Source organism: Mesorhizobium prunaredense, assembly GCF_900156895.1.
GTDB lineage: Bacteria > Pseudomonadota > Alphaproteobacteria > Rhizobiales > Rhizobiaceae > Mesorhizobium > Mesorhizobium prunaredense.
This window is the reverse complement of sequence record NZ_FTPD01000045.1, coordinates 242281-256986: the sequence shown is the minus strand read 5'-3', so window position 1 is coordinate 256986 and position 14706 is coordinate 242281. Positions and strand designations below refer to the sequence as shown.

Annotated in this window: 12 protein-coding genes; 9 read left to right on the top strand and 3 right to left on the bottom strand. The window is 58.6% G+C overall.

Annotated elements, in window-relative coordinates:
* The coding region (locus BQ8794_RS25005; RefSeq protein ID WP_210189862.1) for an ABC transporter transmembrane domain-containing protein at nucleotides 1-516 on the bottom strand (516 nt) is incomplete at its 3' end.
* A 149-nt stretch (nucleotides 517-665) separates the two neighbouring features.
* Nucleotides 666-1811 (bottom strand): nucleotidyltransferase family protein, encoded by a 1146-nt coding sequence (locus BQ8794_RS25000; protein ID WP_167378833.1) that lies wholly within the window; start codon nucleotides 1809-1811, stop codon nucleotides 666-668.
* Between the two features lie 318 nt (nucleotides 1812-2129).
* On the opposite strand from BQ8794_RS25000, the gene BQ8794_RS24995 reads away from it, so the two are divergent.
* From BQ8794_RS24995 to BQ8794_RS24965, 6 genes are all read left to right on the top strand, one after another.
* Nucleotides 2130-2405 (top strand): hypothetical protein, encoded by a 276-nt coding sequence (locus BQ8794_RS24995; protein ID WP_077381270.1) that lies wholly within the window; start codon nucleotides 2130-2132, stop codon nucleotides 2403-2405.
* 171 nt (nucleotides 2406-2576) lie between these two features.
* Nucleotides 2577-3944 (top strand): site-specific DNA-methyltransferase, encoded by a 1368-nt coding sequence (locus BQ8794_RS24990; RefSeq protein ID WP_174654535.1) that lies wholly within the window; start codon nucleotides 2577-2579, stop codon nucleotides 3942-3944.
* Nucleotides 3941-4768, top strand: a complete 828-nt coding sequence (locus tag BQ8794_RS24985) for a DUF5681 domain-containing protein (RefSeq protein WP_077381268.1) — start codon at nucleotides 3941-3943, stop codon at nucleotides 4766-4768. The genes BQ8794_RS24990 and BQ8794_RS24985 overlap by 4 nt, the downstream gene beginning before the upstream one ends.
* Before the next feature lie 1014 nt (nucleotides 4769-5782).
* Nucleotides 5783-6871: an acyltransferase family protein gene (locus BQ8794_RS24980; protein WP_167378832.1), complete on the top strand. Its 1089-nt coding sequence runs from the start codon at nucleotides 5783-5785 to the stop codon at nucleotides 6869-6871.
* Between the two features lie 826 nt (nucleotides 6872-7697).
* Nucleotides 7698-9938: an AGE family epimerase/isomerase gene (locus BQ8794_RS24970; RefSeq protein ID WP_077381265.1), complete on the top strand. Its 2241-nt coding sequence runs from the start codon at nucleotides 7698-7700 to the stop codon at nucleotides 9936-9938.
* Nucleotides 9939-10058: 120 nt separating this feature from the next.
* The gene (locus BQ8794_RS24965; RefSeq protein WP_143744678.1) at nucleotides 10059-10517 is read left to right on the top strand and encodes a hypothetical protein; all 459 of its coding nucleotides are present in this window, start codon (nucleotides 10059-10061) and stop codon (nucleotides 10515-10517) included.
* A gap of 113 nt (nucleotides 10518-10630) precedes the next feature.
* Here BQ8794_RS24965 and BQ8794_RS24960 read toward each other — a convergent pair whose 3' ends face one another.
* On the bottom strand, nucleotides 10631-11539 hold the full coding sequence (locus BQ8794_RS24960; protein WP_077381263.1) for an MBL fold metallo-hydrolase: 909 nt from the start codon (nucleotides 11537-11539) through the stop codon (nucleotides 10631-10633).
* Between the two features lie 125 nt (nucleotides 11540-11664).
* Between BQ8794_RS24960 and BQ8794_RS24955 the strand changes: the two genes are divergently transcribed.
* The 3 genes from BQ8794_RS24955 (at nucleotide 11665) to BQ8794_RS24945 (ending at nucleotide 14688) form a co-directional block, all read left to right on the top strand.
* The gene (locus tag BQ8794_RS24955) at nucleotides 11665-12249 is read left to right on the top strand and encodes a biotin transporter BioY (protein WP_077381674.1); all 585 of its coding nucleotides are present in this window, start codon (nucleotides 11665-11667) and stop codon (nucleotides 12247-12249) included.
* 429 nt (nucleotides 12250-12678) lie between these two features.
* Entirely contained in the window at nucleotides 12679-13227 is a 549-nt protein-coding gene (gene nusG / locus BQ8794_RS24950) for a transcription termination/antitermination protein NusG (RefSeq protein WP_167378831.1), read from the top strand.
* A 141-nt stretch (nucleotides 13228-13368) separates the two neighbouring features.
* Complete coding sequence (locus BQ8794_RS24945; RefSeq protein ID WP_077381261.1) at nucleotides 13369-14688, top strand: UDP-glucose dehydrogenase family protein; 1320 nt, start codon at nucleotides 13369-13371, stop codon at nucleotides 14686-14688.
* The last annotated feature ends 18 nt before the right edge of the window (nucleotides 14689-14706 follow it).

Genomic DNA, 14706 nt, shown 5'->3' with positions numbered 1-14706 from the left:
TTTAAGCAGTAGATAGAGCAATGGAATAATGATTGCAGCGAACATGGCGAGAAGAGAATCGATTCGGAACATTAAAGCCAATGCGCCGCTGACGGTGAAGAAGAGCGGCAAGGCCGCAAGTGCGGTGACGCTGATGTAGTCGCTGACGACATACACATCATGAGTAAGTAACGCGAGCGTATCGCCGTGACGCCGCCGGTGGGAGAAAGCAAGCGGCAAGGCCTGAAGATGGTCGTAAACTCGGATTTTCAAGTCCGCCAGTATTCTTGTGGTCGTCCCGCCAAGCAGGTATATGTTGCTGAATTTCAAAACAGCCTGAACCGCGAACAGCGCCAATGCACCTAGAAAAAGTACCTGAATATCAATCGTGCTGCTGCCTGCGCGTTCCTGGAGGAACGTTTCAGCAAGCCTGCCACCAAGCCAGGGCATAACCAACAAAGCTGCGCTTTCGCATAGCATCAATATCAGGCCGACGGCCAACGCCAGGCGATAAGGTGCCGCTAATGTCAGCAGCATGTTTGTCTCACTAATTTTCGACAATCTGTTCATAGTTCCACAAGAGATCGATCGAGGTGATCTGCTGGAGTGAGCACCAAGATGCACGCTGCATCCTCAACCGCGGTAGAATTTCCTACGATTTCGGAATCACGCGCCCGCAGAGAGACTCAACTATCCCGGCTGCGTAAATACTTCAAAGACCCGGCCAGGGCCCGACGTACGTAGAGCCAAGGCAGCCACGATAGGTTTGCTTGGCGATATTTTTGCCGCATATAGACTGCCGGCGGGAAGAGGAGTTCGGTCAGGAAACCGGACCTGTTTCGCAAGCCTCTCGCGGCCCGGAAGTCCATCCATATTCGGTACCACCTGGGTCCGCTGAGATAGCCAGACGCGGTTTCTGTCGGTCCAGGACGGGAAAGCGCGCCAGGTACGGCTTCGGGTATAGTGGTATGAAAACGGGCTCGGGTCGCCTCGATGCCGTCCAGGCAGGTCGCCCGCAATCCTTTACGCTCGGCAAGTTCAACAAATTCTTTGCGTTGCGACGGCGATAGCATCGAAAACAGAAGCTGAATGTCGTAAAACCAGATCAGTCGATCGCCGCCATAACGGGCGACGTCATCGACGTTATACAAAGTGTGTTTGTGGACCGCTCGATGCATGCAGGCGAGCACGAGCGCGTGCACTGGATCAGCTGCGAGGGCATTCGCGCCTAGGTTCGGCAGTGGCCGGGCCTCGGAACGCAATTCTTCATACGAGAACAGATTTGACAGGACTGTGGAATTGGCGATCCGCCAATGCAAATCGAGGGTGTGTTCCTGATTGGAGGCGGGGTCGGTCCAGCTATAGCTTGTCTGACCGCTAATGACATCCGCTCTTATTCCCAGTTCACGAAACCCCAGGGTCTCTAAGGCTTTGGCTACCCGATCTCGCGTGTCCGACGGCACGAGCAGGTCCGTGTCACCTCTTGTACGCAGGAAAGGCGCCGGATAGACATCGTAGGCTAGGGCCGTGCCTTTGAACAGAATTGGATGGATGCCAATAGCCACGAGCCGGTCCAGTACTTGATTCAGCATGTACTGGTGGCGCATCTCCCACATTGCTTGAGCGGTGGCCTGCTGACGACAAGTAGCCACGATAACGTCCGGCCAACTCAGATCAACGTGATCTGCAATATAGTGATCAAGTAACGCCTGTACCCCGTGATAAGCACTTCGCTCGATGAAACGGTCCACGAACTTATTGTCGCCGTATTCCGGCCAAGGCGGATTTTCGCGACGTAGGGTAGCACAAAGCAGTTCTTCAATTCCCTGCATGACTAGAGCTCCGTTGCAGAGATCCAACCACGCCCTTGGGACCCGGCGCTCTGCTGGCAGATCGTTGTCATTCGTTCGGGCCTGGCCATCTGTTCGCTGCTGCGTTCGCCGCAAGCTTTGACATGTCTGATGGGCATTTGGGACGAGGCTGTCAAGTTGGCATCGGCGTAGCTGGGACCGCCAATATTGCATGCTGCCTCACTTGTCGACATGCTGACTGTAGCTGGTGGTAGGGCAGAGCGATAACTAGTTTGGCTACAATGAGACTGGCGGTTTTAACGAGCTTGCCAAGTGGCACCAAGGATTGCCAGAGATGTCATGGACGGCCGCGCTCCATGCGTGGAGGCGCTCGGGACTTGTGACTTTGTCATTTCTTCGAGCATCGTGCGGCTTGCCGCGCTGCATCAGATGGCGACGAAATTGCCCTTGATGGATTTTGTGAAGAACTGTGGAAGCCTCTACGCCGCGAAGCGGACGAACTGGCATCTCGGCTCGAATCAGCTTGACCGGCTGTCAAGCGAAATTAGCCTGGTCCCGCTCATCCAAACTATCCACCACGTGCGTGCCCAAGTCGCTGAACAGAAAATACGATGACGTAGACGCGGGAGAACGAATCACTACAGTTTTTAAGTCAGTTGCCCCCGCGTTGCGCGCTGTCCGCGCTTCGCGTTGGTAGTGACCAACACGTTGTGCAGGCGATCAGTTCCTGCTGAGGATTTACCGCAGACATGAACAAAAGGATTACGGATGGCGAACAAAAATAGTATGTCCAAATCGGGTCAGGATCGTGCTAGGCAAAAGTCGCCCGCTAGCGGCCGGGGCGACAACGAGGATCTGCAGATCGAATATCGCCAGGTCTCCACTCTGAAGCGTTATGCGCGCAACGCCCGAACTCACTCGCGCAAGCAGGTCAAACAGATTGCCGAAAGCATCAAGACATTCGGTTTCGCCAACCCGGTCCTTCTCGATCAGGAAGGCACCATTCTGGCCGGCCATGGCCGGGTCGAGGCGGCCAGCCTGCTCGGCATGGACCGGGTTCCCTGCGTGCGGCTGGATACGATGACCCCGCAACAGAAGCGGGCCTTCGTGCTGGCGGACAACAAGCTGGCACTCAATGCGGGCTGGGACGAAAGCCTGCTTGCTGAAGAACTGCAGGCATTGCTCGATGTCGAGGTCGATCTCGACTTCAGCGCCGAGATCACGGGTTTCTCGATCGCCGAGATCCACCATCACGTCGAAGGGCTAGTTCCGGAGGAGGAAGGCAACCCAAAATACGATGCTTTGCCGCCACTCGAAGAAGGCTCGCCGCGATGCAATCCCGGCGATGTCTGGCAGCTTGGCCGTCACCGCCTGATCTGCGGCAACGCACTCGACGCCGAGGTTGTCGCCACGGTGATGGATGACGAAATCGCAAGGATGGTATTTTCAAATCCGCCCTACAAAGTGGAGATCCAGGGGCACGTCGGCGGCTCGGGAGTAACCAGGCACCGCGAGTTCGCCATCGGCTCGGACGAGATGACCTCTTCCGAGTACACCGATTTCCTGGCCGCCTCGTTTCGCAATCTCGTGCGTCACTCGTGTGACGGCTCCATACATTTCATCTGCATGGACTGGCGCCATATGGGCGAAATGCTCAAGGCCGGCGACGGTGTCTATTCCGACCTGAAGGATCTGATCGTCTGGGCAAAGGACAATGGTGGGACGGGCACATTCTACCGCTCCCGCCACGAACTGATCTTCGCATTCAAGAATGGCGAGGCACCACATATCAACACCTTCGAAGTTGGCCAGCATGGGCACCGCCGCACCAACGTTTGGCAGTACAAGAGCGTCAACACCTCGAAGGCTGGCCGAATGGGCGAGCTTTCTCTCCATCCGAGGGTCAAACCGGTTCAGATGATCGCCGACGCCATCAAGGATTGCTCTGCCCACGGCGACATCATCCTCGATATCTTCGGTGGCTCAGGCTCAACCCTCATCGCTGCAGAAAAAACAAGGCGTCGTGGCTTCCTGTGTGAACTCGACCCGATCTATTGCGATCGCATCATCCGACGCTGGGAGACGTACGCCAGGGACGAAGCGAACCGCATCGTTGAAGGCATCACTTCGAAATTCCAGGAGGCAGCACAATGAGTAAATCACGCAGTGGAGGTAGTGAACCGCCTTCGGACAAGCCGGAGCGGAATTATGAGGTCGGCTATGGAAAGCCGCCTGCCGAGAGAAAGTTCAGGCCCGGCCGTTCCGGCAATCCTGCCGGTCGCCCGCGTGGCTCCAAAAACAAGATCAAGGACAGCGATCTCATTTCGCTCGTCTTGAGCGAGGCTCAACGCGTCATCAAGATCAACGACGGCGAACGCTCTATCAAGACACCAGTCGCCCAGGCCGTGGTGCGCTCCATCGGCATCAATGCGATGAAGGGCGATCCGCGCTCTCAGCGCCAGTTCACGGAGATTCTATTCACCGCTGAAAGGGAACGGGCACGCATCGAACGGGAAAACATTTCAGCACTGATGGACTACAAGATTCGCGCGGAGAAAGAGCTCGAGCGGCGCGCTCGGCTGGGCATAACTGGGCTGCCTGAAATCATTCCGCATCCGGATCAAATTATCCTCGACCTGCGAAATCAGCGGAATGGGGAGGCCTGGATTGTGGGTCCGTTGACTAAGGAAGAGAAGGACAATTCGATAGCCTTTTATGAGGAATTCCGAGACGATTCTCGCCAAATGCTCCAAGTCTTCAAAAACAGACTTGCCGTATCGGAGCAAGCGCTTGCGGAGGAAACCAGGCCTGCGGTGGTGAGACGCCTCAAGAAGGCTATCGAAAGGGACAGAGATGTTATCAAATCGCACAAGAGCAAGTCCGAAGAAATGTGTGGGAAATTTCGGCCGTGGGGTTTCATAGAAACGCGCGACCTTTGGGAGGAGCCGATAGAGCTCAAGTTCCCCTGGGCACCATAACTCCTGCCGTCGAGCCGACGCCAACTTCGACAGTCACGCTACGACCGGTCGAGCGAGATTGCCAGACAGTTCGTGGCGGACCGAAGCTCGCCCTCCCGCCCGAAGGGTCTGCGGGAAGGCGGGGAGGGGAGGCGTAGAATGGTCCTCCGTGTGAAGGGCGTCTCGCGCAAGGCAACGCGTCGAAGTGGTGCGGCTGGTAGTAAACGATCCTGCAGTGCCTGCGCCGTCGGATACGTCGGACGAGCTGTCGAAGCCATTGGCTCGCATCGCCGATCTGCAACGGTCGCACAGGAGACCGTCGATCTCCATTTTTTCAGCAAGCCTTGCAGCACGCTAAGGAAGAACGCCAGCAGAGCGGCGCGCCTGGCGGGACGGCGTCTACACAGCCATTCAAGCTATGATGGCGTCCGGCTGCAAGACGGGATCGGGATCGAGCGGATGTGCCGGCTCGCGGACGTGAGCCGTGCAGGCTACTGCCGCCACTGGCAGGCTTCGTCTCCAGGCCGTGAGGAGGCAGGTCTGCCTGATGTGATCCAGCGCCTGGGCCATCGAGGAGACATGTCCTGCCGGCGTGCTGCCGAGCGAGGAAGCTGTTATTAAGCTCTATGGCCGTGCTCACCCCGGAGGTGCTCTACGCGCAGCGTCACTACTCCCGGCTTTACCCATTGGGTCGCAGTTTTTTTCTTCAATTCTTTGGGCGGTGGTCCGGCGTTTTCCCGGACACGTTTCCACTGCCTGTCTTTGATGTCGTGGCCCACGGTGATGAAGGCCGAGCCACGATACTTGCCCGTTCTCGGATCGGCCAAATAGGCGAATGCCGCCCTGCCATGCTCACGCTTGACACCGAGGAGGTTGAATGGTGCGGCCGCGTCCCGGCCAAAACCCGAAAATGAGAGCCGCAGCTTTCGGCACAACTGGCTATCAGGTTTTCATATTATGGCGGCTGGGTTCTTTTGCCTTTGCACTGAAACCCTGTAAGAAAGGGCGATGGAGACTAGGCTCGAAGGAATCGCAATGCTGGGAAACGAACAACAGATCAAACCCCTCACAAGTCTGCGATTCTTCGCTGCAACGGCAGTCGTATTGCTCCATGTAGGCTCATCTTACATCCGATCAATCGAAGCAATCCCCTCTGCATTTAAAAATATACTTCTAAATGGTGGGACTGCCGTATCATTTTTCTTTACACTTTCTGGCTTCATATTGACCGTTGTCTACTATAATAACTCGTTCAGTGGACGTGAGATATCACAGTTTTTTATCGCTCGTTTCTCACGTATTTACCCGGTGTATTTTTTATGCATATTCGTTTTCATACCTACCGTTAGTAGTTTGGGGTACTTGGACATCCCGCAATTACTTCTTCTGCAGGCGTGGATCCCACTACACTACAATGACGGGATATTTGTTCATAACTGGAACGGGCCGGCCTGGACGCTTTCGGCTGAGATGTTCTTCTACTTAGCGTTCCCATTTTTATTATCCGCGTTGGCTAGATGTTCCATTCGAACACTGGTGGCCCTGTTAATATCAATTGCCGCTATAATCGTAGGCTTCAAGTTACCCGCGTTGACCAATGAACGATTCGTCGTCTATCCAATTTTTGCAATGGTGCCTGTACCAATACTGCGCTTTCCCGAGTTTGCTTATGGCGCCGTATTTGGAATGTTTTACATGCGGAGTTGCCTGAAACCATCTCAGGCTTGGCTTGCTGCCTGCACTTTAGGCGTTATCGCGGTGTCGGCATGTTCAACTTCGTCCTGGGTGCCTCCAGTTCTGTCCATATTATTTGGCCCGATCATCGCATTGACCGCTGTGATGCCTCCAGACTCACTCTTGTCGAGGCTCCTTTGCCGCCGCTGGCTGGTGCATCTGGGAGGAGCAAGCTACGCCCTTTATCTGCTTCACATTCCCGTCCATGGCTTCATACGCATGCTCCTCGGAGACGGCATGGCAGCGCGATTGATCTTCTTTCCGGTCGTTCTGGGGCTCTCCATCGCAGTGTTCCGGTTTTACGAGGAACCAACGAGACGTTGGCTGCGGAGAACTCTGACACCGAGCCATGCCCGCTTCCCGACTAGAGAACAAAGTCAAGCAACCTAGGTGTCGAGCACCTGGTGCCTATGCCCAGACGAATGGCATGACGGTCCCCGTAAATCAAAAAAAGCCCGCCGCACCCTTCGGCGCGGCGGCTCCCCATGTGAGGTTAATCAGGTGGCAGCCTTTCGCCGCCCCGATCTCCTCGCCCGTGGCCGAGCCGCTCGAAGACTTCGAACACGGAAGGGCCGCCGTTGTTGTGCGGAAGGCCGAAAGACTTCTCGACCATCGTGCCGGGGCCGACAGTGCCCGCCTCGACACCCTTGATCTTGATGGTCGAAACATAGTTGCCGTTGGTGTTTAACTTTGATCGTGGTGGTCAGGTGCGGTGTTTCCTTTGGGAGTTTGCCCGGAACCGCCGGGCGCGGATTTAAGGCGCTTCCGGTCCGCATTACGGCTAGCCGCTCGGCCACTTTGAAACCTCGCGTAGGTGGAACGTCACTGTGGCATCCGCCCGTTCGTTTACCGCAGCTTCCAGCACGATTGCGTTCGGTCGCGAGCGGCGGGCGCCAGAGAAAGAGAAGGCGAATCGCCAAGGGGCGAGGACGCTTCGTCACTGTTGGTTCGAGCACTCCGTTGACCGCCGGCCAGATACGCGGCAGCACTCCTTGCATTGTTGAGATTGAACGTTTTAAAAAGCTTCGCCCATTGACCGCGGTTAACAGTGTGGGAATCGTTGCGGAAAACGGCGCGCCTCAGGTAATTAAGCTGGCGTCATCGGACAAACAGGAGCTTGTATTGGGGACTAACGCTGGCAGAGCTTCGAAAGCGTCGATGCGGTGCTGCGCGGCACTGAAGTTGGCACCCCAGACCTTTTGAGCGCGAGAGCCCAATGACCGAGCGGATCGTCAGTTTTGTAATGAGTGGCGGTATTGGCTCACGGCTGTGGCCGCTGTCGCGCGAGGACAATCCCAAGCAGTTCCATGATTTTTCCGGCGATGGCTCGATGCTGGTCAAGACGTTGCGCCGGCTGACGGCGCGGCCGAAGGGCGAAACGCCGATTTTCCTGATTGCATCGGAGCGGCACGCCGACCGCGTTCACGCCGATCTCGCCGGCATCGACCTTTCCGGCGGCGGCCCCTTGTTCGAGCCGACCGGACGCAACACCGCCGCCGCAGTCGCCCTGGCGACGCTGCGCACCCTCTCCGAATTTGGCGACAGCCTGGTGCTGGTGGTGCCATCCGATCATGAGATCACGACGGCTCGGCAATTCTGGCAGAGCGTGGAAAATGGCGCCGGCGCGGCGCGTGCCGGCCGGCTGGTGGTGTTCGGCATCAAGCCCGGCCACCCCGAAACCGGTTATGGCTATATCGAGATCGCCGGCGAGACCGATGGCATCTGCGATGTCTCGCGTTTCGTCGAAAAACCGGACCTCGCGACCGCACAGAATTACCTGGCGGCCGGCAACTTCTACTGGAACACTGGCATCTTCCTGTTTCGCGCCAGCGCCATGCGCGACGCCTTCACGGCTTTTGAGCCTGAGATCTGGAAGGCCACTGAGATTGCCTACCATGCAGCGACATCGGATCTTTCCGGTCTCTATATGCCTCTGGAGCTCTACGCCGCGATTCCCTCGACGTCGATCGACTATGCGATCATGGAGCGCGCCAGCCACATTGCCATGGTGCCGGCCGGCTTCCGCTGGAACGATCTTGGCTCCTGGCAGTCGCTGCTCGATGTCGGTCCCTCCGACAATGACGGCAATGTCATCGTCGGCGATGTCGTCGCCATCGACTGCGAGAACTCCTACATCCGCAGCGACAGTCGCCTGCTCTCTGCCATCGGCTTGAGGGACATTGCCATCGTCTCGACCGCCGATGCCACCTTCGTCGCCCCGGTCAGCCGCAGCCAGAACGTCAAGAAGATCGTCGAGCAGCTCGAAAAGAGCGGCCGGCTGGAAACCAGGTTCACGCCCGCCGGTGACCGCGTCATCGAAAGCGGCGCCTGGCGGCGGCGTGTTCATCACTGGCTGTTTGAAGAGACGGTGCCGCTGTGGTCGACGGTCGGGGTCGATGAGCGCCATGGCGGTTTCCACGAGGCGCTCGGCTTTGACGCCACACCGTTGAAGAAGCCCAAGCGCATGCGCACCATGGCCAGGCAGGTCTACGCCTTCGCTGTCGCCAGGGCGCGCGGCTGGGACGGGCCCGCCGACCGGTTGATCGGCCACGGCCTCGAATTCATGGCCAGGAACGGCCGCACCGACAATGGCGGCTGGGTGCGCACGCTCAATGTCGACGGCACGGTCGCCGACGCAGCCGAGGATGCCTATGATCATTCCTGCGTGCTGCTGGCGCTGGCGCATGCCCATATGGTCGGCAACCCTGATGCGTTGCGGCTTGCCGAAGAAACATTTTCGTTCCTCGACGCGCATCTCGAGGATCACCGCATGACCGGCTTTCTCGAAACGTCGAGCGGCGAGGGCGGACGCCGCTCCAACCCGCACATGCATCTGCTCGAGGCTTTCCTGGCCTGGCATCAGGCGACCGGCGAGCTCGCCTATCTTCGTCGCGCCGCGCGCATCGTCGATCTGTTTCGCAGCCATTTCTTCGATCCGGAAAGCTGGACGCTGGGCGAATATTTCGATGCCGAGTGGAGGCCGGCGGATGGCGAGAAAGGTACATGGACGGAACCCGGCCACCATTTCGAATGGGCCTCGCTGCTGGTCGACTTCACCGGGCGCAGCGGCCAAAGTGACCTGACCGGCTTTGCCAGAAAGCTCTATGCCTCGGCCATCGCCAATGGCCTCAATCGCGCAACCGGCCTTGCCTATGGCGCCGTCTCGCGGCAAGGCCTGCCACTCGACCTTGTCTCGCGCAGTTGGCCGCAGGCCGAAGCGATCAAGGCGGCGATTGCACTGGATGGTTCAGGCGGCCCCGATCTCAAGCCCGAAATCGAAGCGCGTGTGGGCCGCCTCTTCCGTTGGCACATCAATCCGGCACCGCTCGGCCTGTGGATAGACCGGATCGACGAGCGCGGCCGCTCGCTGGCGACCGATGTACCGACAAGCATTTTTTATCATCTGGTTTGCGCGCTGACCCAATATCTCGACAGCACCGTCGGCGAAGCTCGATAGAGAAGTTGACGGAATAGAGGTTTCTTCGATTGAAATGGATGCGACCAGGACGGCGGTGAGTCGTCCGGACGTCTCCGCCAGAGGTAATAGAGACACGTGCTTGGCCGGGAGTGAGGATTTTTGTCGTTCAAGAAACTAAGCTTATTGGCACTCCTTGCCCTGGCGTTTGCGGTTGGCTTCCTTGCCATTGTCGTGAAAAAAGGGACGCCTGTTCGTCCGCCAAAGCCGCAAGCGGCACTTGAGCCGTTTGACGGCAAGCTGACCATCCAGGCAGTCGATGATCTTCGCGTCGCCGGCCGCAAGATCGTGTTGTGCGGCGTGGCGTTTACCAAGCCGCGATCCATGCGCGCCATGGTAACGGACGCGGCGCGCCGGGACTACCAAGGGCTCGCCCTGACCTGCAAGCCGGTCGGCAAGGGGACGCCTTGCGACGGCAATATCGCCTCAAAGCTTGGTGATGCCATCGTTGTGCAATGCCTCACGTCCGATGGCGCGGATTTGGCCGCCAAACTTGCCGAGAATGGCATCTTGTGCGGACAGCCGGCGCAGGCAGGTTCGACCTACAAATCTTGCTTATAAGCTCTCAGGGAATGAACCTACAACCTTGGCGACAATTCGGCCCGCATCGTGGGACTTGCCGAACTGGATCAGAAGTCGCTGGCCAGGTCGGCACGGCCCTGGCCGAGTAGCCCCTACGCGACCGGCGCGAAAATGCCGTCGATCGCCGGGTCGCCGTCGGTGCTCACCAGGCCGCGGGCCACCAGGTCCTCGAGATGGGCAAGCACCGACAGCCCGGCCGCACCGTGCAGGCGCGGGTCGGTATCCCTGTAGATCGCCCGGACCATCTCCTTTATCGTCCGGTCGCCGCTTCTGTTCCGCTCCAGGATCGCTTGCTCGCGCATCCTGCGATGCGTCTTCAACTCGCGCATGAAACTGCGCGGCGCTGTCACCGGCCCGCCATGGCCGGGCAGCAGCAGGCGGTCGTCGCGCTCGATCAGCCGATCCAGCGAGGCCATATAGTCGGCCATGGCGCCGTCCGGCGGCGCGACGATGGAGGTCGCCCAAGCCATGACGTGATCGGCCGAGAACAGGATACCGGTTCCTTCCAGCGCAAAGGCTGCATGATTGGCGGCATGGCCCGGCGTCAGCACCGTTCTGATCACCCAACCGTCGCCGTCGACTATCGTGTCGTCGGGAAGCGCGGTATCCGGATTGAAGGCGGTGTCGGCGCTGGCGTCGAGCGGATTGATTTCGCCCGTGCGTAGCGGCCTCGCCGGCCGATGCCGACCCTCGGCCAGGACAATTGCACCGGTGTGCTGCTTCAGCCGCGCTGCCAGCGGAGAATGGTCGCGATGCGTGTGGCTGACGAAAATGTGGCTGACCGGCCTGTCTGCGATCACCTCGAGCAGTGTCTTGAGATGCGCGTCGTCATCCGGCCCCGGATCGATCACCGCCAGCGTCTCGCGCCCGACGATGTAGCTGTTGGTGCCGTAGAATGTGAACGGGCTGGGATTTTCCGCGGTGATCCGAACCACGTCGGGCGCAACGGTCACGCCCTGGCCGTAGGCCGGATCGAAGTCGGTGTCGAATTTCAGCGCCATGGCAGTTCAGCCCTGTTCCAGAGGCGGCAAAACCGATGTCGGCAAAACCGATTGCCGCATAGCACGGAAGCCAATATAGGAAAACGCAAGGCCGCGATCTGCGGCAGTCCGCAATGAGGAAGACCATGGCAATTGCAACGACGCCGCTTGTTTCTCTCGCTCTGCCTGAAAAGGGCGCGGCCCGCCTGGCGACGCAGCTTTTGCTGGCGATCGGTGGAACGCTGCTGCTGACCTTGTCGGCCAAGACCAGGGTCTTGCTCGGACCGGTCGACATCTCGATGCAGACCTTGGCCGTGTTCCTGATATCAGCTGCATTCGGCATGCGCCTCGGCGTCGCCACGCTGCTTCTCTACATGGCGGAGGGCGCCATGGGCTTGCCGGTCTTCCAGGGCACGCCGGAAAAGGGCATCGGCATTGCCTACATGCTCGGCTCGACCGGCGGCTATCTTGCCGGCTTCGTCGTCATGGCGGCGATCGTCGGCTGGGCCGCCGATCGCGGCTGGGATCGCCATCCGGTCAAGCTCTTCAACGCGATTCTGGTTGCCGAAATCGTCATGATGGCGATGGGCTTTGCCTGGCTCGCGCTGCTCATCGGCCCGGAAAAGTCATGGCAGTTCGGCGTCGTGCCCTTCATCGTCGGCGACCTGATCAAGGTCGGCCTGGCGGCGAGCCTTGTGCCAGCCGTCTGGTCGCTGCTCAAACGTTCCTGAACCCTGGTCGATAGATCGGGCGCAGCACTGATCGAGTCCACGCAACCACAGGACGTGATCGTGGTCCCGTTCAGCGACGGCCTGCCGCGAGTTCTCATCGAAGCAGGCCACCGCCAAGCGGTCGGTAACACTTTGCTAACGATAATCGTCACACAATGTTCAAATCGACCGATTAAGGACCAGAAGAGCCGGCGGTTCGTCGCGAGTCAGCGTAACCAGGCAGCTACATATCGACACAATTGCTCGATACCGCTGCTGGATAGCTGAAAAAGAAAGCGGCGCGATGACTTTAGCTGTAGCTAAAGTAGTGGACAATTAACAGGATTTTTTCGACCAAGCTTGATTCTCGCGAGATGGTTGCTTGCTGGTATCTTCGCGCCGTCGTAACCCTTGCCGTCAACCATGCCGAAAACCGCCGAGAGGGGACGCGTGACCAGCCCGGAAAAAACAACTGTTAAGGCGACTGTAGCGTTGCAGCGGCCCGCGGTCGGCGCCGCAGCGCGCTGGTATGCCGCCAGCGTATTTCCGGGAAAAGAAGACGTCGCCGAACGGCACCTCCGGTTACAGGGGTTTCACCCGTTTATTCCTCGCTGCGAGAAGACCATTCGTCATGCCCGGCGCATCGAGACGCGACCGGCGGCCTATTTTCCAGGTTACATGTTCATCGCCCTCGATGTCGCGCTGCAGCGGTGGCGCTCGGTCAATGGAACGTTCGGTGTGCGCTCCCTCGTCATGCAGGGCGAGCGGCCATTGCCGGTCCCCTCGGGGCTGGTGGAGCGGTTCATTGCCCTGACCGGCAGGGACGGCTTGCTTGATTTCAGCGGAGGCCTCGCTGCGGGCGCATCGGTTCGGATTCTTTCAGGTCCTTTCGCGGAGATGATCGGTCGCCTTGACCGGCTCGATCGGGTTTTGGTTGCCATCATGAATGGCGAGATCCCTGTCGACATGGATTCAAGGGAACTCGTCGCGATCGCGTAGCGCCACCATCAAGGCGGCGCCGTGATGTATATTGTTGTGGTATCCGCTCTCGGGATTCACCCTGGAGTGCGGCGCCGTCGGTTGGTAAGACTTGCGCTCTCTGCGAGATCGTCTCATCGGCGCTGATTGGGAGTACGTGGCATGCGAATAACAATGATTGGTGCCGGCTATGTTGGGCTTGTCTCGGGCGCCTGTTTCGCCGACTTTGGCCATCAGGTCTGCTGCATTGATCGCGATCCAGAAAAGCTTGCCATGCTCAAGGGCGGCAAGATACCAATCTATGAGCCAGGGCTCGAGGAACTCGTCACGACCAACGCTTTGCAAGGTCGCTTGCGTTTCGACGACAATCTGGCGGACGCGGTTTCTCAATCGGATGTCGTCTTCATCGCCGTGGGCACGCCGTCGCGACGTGGCGACGGTTTTGCCGATCTATCATTTGTTTATGACGCGGCGGCCGAAGTAGGCCGGGCGCTGAAGGGATTTACGGTCGTTGTGACGAAATCAACGGTGCCTGTTGGTACTGGTGACGAGGTCGAGCGAATTATCCGCGAGCAGAATCCAGCGGCCGATTTTGCGGTGGTCTCCAATCCGGAATTTCTTCGCGAGGGATCGGCGATCGACGATTTCAAGCGACCTGACCGCATCATCGTCGGGACCGACGCCACAGGGGCAAAGGCAGTGATGGGCGAGGTCTACCGTCCGCTCTCGCTGAATGCCGCGCCGATTTTCTATACGAGCCGACGTACGGCGGAGCTTACCAAATATGCAGGGAATGCATTTCTGGCGATGAAGATCACCTTCATCAACGAAATTGCCGATCTCTGCGAGCGGTTGGGAGCCGATGTGCAGGACGTCGCGCGGGGCATCGGCATGGACAATCGCATCGGCGCAAAGTTTCTTCACGCGGGGCCGGGCTACGGCGGCTCCTGTTTCCCGAAAGATACGCTGGCGCTAGTCAAGACCGCGCAGGACGCGGCAAGCCCCATCCGGCTTATTGAAACGACGGTCTCGATAAACGACCAGCGTAAACGGGCGATGGCGCGCAAAGTGGTCGATGCCTGCGGGGGCTCGGTTCGCGGCAAGACCATTGGTGTCCTCGGCCTTACGTTCAAGCCAAACACCGACGATATGCGCGACGCCCCCTCATTAGCCATCATTCAGGCGCTGAAGGATGCGGGCGCTTCGATCAAGGCGTATGATCCGGTTGGCATGGAGCAGGCGCGCAAGTTGATCGAGGGCATTGAATTCGGGGACAGCGCCTACGCGGTAGCCGACGGCTCCCATGCGATAGTGATCGTCACCGAGTGGAATGCCTTTCGGTCATTGGATCTCAAACGGCTCCGTGCACTCATGGCAATGCCAGTGATGGTTGATCTTCGAAACGTTTACCGAGGTGAGGATGTCGTGAAGGAAGGCATAGCCTATTCGAGCGTTGGCCGAGAGCGGCATCTTGTTAAGTGAACGTCAGGTTTTCGTGGG

Excerpts from the sequence above, each read along its gene's own strand:
- BQ8794_RS24960 (WP_077381263.1), bottom strand. The coding sequence starts at position 11,539 with ATGGCGCTGAAATTCGACACCGACTTCGATCCGGCCTACGGCCAGGGC.
- BQ8794_RS24980 (WP_167378832.1), top strand. The coding sequence starts at position 5,783 with ATGCTGGGAAACGAACAACAGATCAAACCCCTCACAAGTCTGCGATTC.
- BQ8794_RS24990 (WP_174654535.1), top strand. The coding sequence starts at position 2,577 with ATGTCCAAATCGGGTCAGGATCGTGCTAGGCAAAAGTCGCCCGCTAGC.
- BQ8794_RS24970 (WP_077381265.1), top strand. The coding sequence starts at position 7,698 with ATGACCGAGCGGATCGTCAGTTTTGTAATGAGTGGCGGTATTGGCTCA.
- BQ8794_RS24945 (WP_077381261.1), top strand. The coding sequence starts at position 13,369 with ATGCGAATAACAATGATTGGTGCCGGCTATGTTGGGCTTGTCTCGGGC.
- BQ8794_RS24995 (WP_077381270.1), top strand. The coding sequence starts at position 2,130 with ATGGACGGCCGCGCTCCATGCGTGGAGGCGCTCGGGACTTGTGACTTT.
- BQ8794_RS25000 (WP_167378833.1), bottom strand. The coding sequence starts at position 1,811 with ATGCAGGGAATTGAAGAACTGCTTTGTGCTACCCTACGTCGCGAAAAT.
- BQ8794_RS24985 (WP_077381268.1), top strand. The coding sequence starts at position 3,941 with ATGAGTAAATCACGCAGTGGAGGTAGTGAACCGCCTTCGGACAAGCCG.
- BQ8794_RS24955 (WP_077381674.1), top strand. The coding sequence starts at position 11,665 with ATGGCAATTGCAACGACGCCGCTTGTTTCTCTCGCTCTGCCTGAAAAG.